This window comes from Arthrobacter sp. Hiyo1, from assembly GCF_001263615.2.
GTDB lineage: Bacteria > Actinomycetota > Actinomycetes > Actinomycetales > Micrococcaceae > Arthrobacter.
In genome coordinates, this window is record NZ_DF952472.1 from 40,228 (window position 1) to 43,331 (window position 3,104).

The 3,104-nt window shown below is 63.1% G+C and carries 1 protein-coding gene and 2 pseudogenes; 2 read left to right on the plus strand and 1 reads right to left on the minus strand.

Annotated elements, in window-relative coordinates:
• Window positions 1-389: 389 nt before the first annotated feature.
• Window positions 390-1,237, minus strand: a pseudogene (locus tag AHiyo1_RS13870) (esterase/lipase family protein).
• Between the two features lie 277 nt (window positions 1,238-1,514).
• Between AHiyo1_RS13870 and AHiyo1_RS13875 the strand changes: the two are divergent.
• Both AHiyo1_RS13875 and AHiyo1_RS24775 read left to right on the plus strand, forming a co-directional pair.
• Window positions 1,515-2,630 (plus strand): fatty acid desaturase family protein, encoded by a 1,116-nt coding sequence (locus AHiyo1_RS13875; protein ID WP_253257340.1) that lies wholly within the window; start codon window positions 1,515-1,517, stop codon window positions 2,628-2,630.
• Between the two features lie 279 nt (window positions 2,631-2,909).
• Window positions 2,910-3,104, plus strand: a pseudogene (locus tag AHiyo1_RS24775) (hypothetical protein); the annotation flags it as partial.

Here is a 3,104-nt window from a genome sequence, read left to right on the forward strand (position 1 = left end):
CCGTGTACCAGGGGCGGCTGTCTGCGGTCAGCGGGTCAAGCCCGAACACGCGCCCCAGCCGGGACCGCGGAGCGTCCCTTTCCCGCACGGCCAAGAGCTCGGCCATCACGGCCTGTCCCGGTACCCGGTCAGTCAGCAGCCCGGGACTGAACTCTGTGCCTGGACCTTTGCCGGGAACTCCGGCGGGTCCGGAGGCAGACCTGTACCAGTCGGGAAAGGGTCGGGGATCATGGGCTTTCGCATTGTCGTTGGTACACAGGACCGATCCTAACGGTGCCGGGCGAGAATACAGGCAGCACATTATCGGCGGCCCGACTGATCTGCGGACCGTGCATGGCCGTCGGGGCCTGCAACCTCCTGGACCAAAAGCCCAGGCGGGCCACCACCCGCTACACGCACTCCGGGCGATACCCCGGATCTGCGGGGCCGCTCTGGAGAAGCGCGTTGGAGACCAGAGACCACACGTTCGGGTCGTTGGGAGATTGATCGTGTTCGAATGTGTCGAGCGGGCAGTAGTCCTGCAGGACAAGGTTGGACACTTGCTTGAGCGGCCCAACAAGAGCCTGGCTCGTATAGGGCGTCACGACCTCGTCGTAGCGGGTCGAGATCACTGTGTAGGACGGCCCCGGCACGGCGTCGCCGATCGAATTGAGCTCGGTCATGAATGCCGAGCCGGCATGCTGGTCCGCGCAGGCCTGGCACAGGGTGCTCGTTGCGGTCGTGTCGAGAATCATCCCTGCTGGCGACGGCGCGATCAGGCCTTGGGTGCCATGGTTCGACGGCGCAATGCCAACCAAATGGTGCACATACTTGGCGCCGTCGAGGAAGCCAATGTAATAGCGCGGCATCATCCACCTTGGCTGTGGCCGACGAGATCTACCTGCTTCGCACCCGTTGCGCCGAGAACTGAGCGAACGAACGTCGCAAGCTCAGCCGCGGAGTCCCGAATTGGCCCGCTGGCGGGGACACCGTTGACTACTCCGTAGTTGAGCGAGAAGACGCAGTACCCCTGATTCTTAAGTACGGGCGAGAACAGCGCCCAGTTCTTGTACATCGTCTCGAACGTCCCTGGGACGAGGACTACCGGGTACGGATGCACGCTCGACGGCTTGCACGTCCAGTCATTGGCTCCGGGCGGGTCCGGCGAGATCGAGTCGGCCTGAGCCGCGGGTGCGGCGAAGAGTCCAATCGTGAGCGCCGCAGCGGCGAGGACGGCGGTGAGTCGGAATCGGCGCATGGCCTTGCCTTTCTCCTGGCCGCGAACCCCTATGTCCGCGGCATCCTTAGCTACTTTGGGGTAACTTACCGCCGGGTTGCAATACCGTGCTGCAAACTTGAGAAAACGTGCACCCCGCTGGTCAACCCCGGACCGTATGGAATGCCAGACCAATCACCGACTGATCGTCCCGCCCTGATCCCAATCATCTGGACGGGTGGGGCCAGCGGCGCCTAGGCTGGTTGTGTTGCCCCGGACCCCGGCAGCGCGTCTTCAGCGCATCCGAGGAGGCAACCACTTGCCCTTGACCAACCAGCCTTCACCGTCCGTGCCCGCGCTGACGATGCCGCCACGACCCGCTCCGCCAAGGGCACGGATCAACAAGGTCACGAGCAGCTATGCGGACCTCCTGAAATCCGTCCGGGAAGCGGGTCTGCTCCGGCGGTGCCGACGCTACTACCTCCTCCTGCTGACGATCCTGGCCGTGGTGGGAACGGGGATCTGGGTGGTGTTCTTTATCTTGGGAGACTCCTGGCTTCAGCTGGCCGTGGCAGGCGCCTCCGGCGTCGTCTTCACGCAGTTCGCCTTCCTCGGCCATGAAGCAGCCCATCAGCAAGTGTTTGCGTCCCGTTCCGCGAACGAGTGGACTGCACGCCTCATTGCCACCCTGGTGGTAGGCATGAGTTTCGCGTATTGGACCGACAAGCACTCGCGGCACCATGCCCGCCCGAACATGGTCAATCATGACCCGGACATCGCACAGGGTGTGGTCATCTTCCACAACGAAGTGCCAAGCAGCCGCGGAAGACTCGGCCGTGCCCTCGGCAAGCACCAAGGCTATTTGCTCTTCCCTTTGCTCTTGTTCCTCGGATGGACGCTGCATCTTGACTCGTTGAAGTATTTGCTTCGGCGAGGGCCAGTGAAGTACCGGTGGCTTGAGATCGCCCTGCTGGGTCTGCACTTCGGTGCCTACGTCGGCCTGCTTTTCCTCGTCCTGTCCCCCGCGATCGCCGTCACATTCATCGTGGTACAGGTCGCCGTGTTCGGTCTGTACATGGGAGGAAGCTTCGCGCCGAATCATAAGGGGATGCCGATCTTGTCCGAAAACAGCCGGGTGGACTTCCTGACACGGCAGGTGGTCACGTCCCGCAACATCGCCGGAGGACGATTCGTGACCTTGCTCCTGGGCGGGCTTAATCACCAAATAGAACACCACTTGTTCCCCGATATGCCCCGCCCGCACCTGCGAGAGGTCCGTCAGCTCGTCAAGGCGCACTGCGATGCCGAGGGGATCGCCTACACCGAAACGGGGCTGCTGCACTCGTACGCAATCGTGGTTCGCTACCTTAATACGGTAGGACTCGCGGCAGCGGATCCGTTCACCTGTCCCGTGGCCGGCGAATACCGGCGATAACCAGCGGCCGGCGGCACAGACCCGTCCGGAAGACCACGATGCTTGCCGCCGTTTCCGGTCCCAGGCAGTCCACGCGATGAGTGCCGCAAAGACGATCACTGCCAGGCGGCGGCTGGGTCCAAGGTCAAGGGATGCCCCAGACCATCACGCACCAGCACGGCGATGCTAGGTTCGGGCAAGAAGCCTGGTCAACAGGAACCGCAAACGGCGCAGCGGCCGGGGTTCCAGCAAGAGAGATTGCCTCTCGCCGCGAAAGGCGGCGGGACCTACTGTGGAGCTATGGACGCCACAGCAGCTCACGCTTTTGCGATTCCGCCGGTATCAGTCCACCGCCCCACGACTGCCGTTGAAGACGTCATTACCCTCGTGGCCGGCGTTTGGCTCCTCACCGGAACCTATGTTGACGGCTGGGCGCACAACAACCTCCGCGACCTCGAGACGTTCTTCACTCCGTGGCACGCGATCCTCTACTCG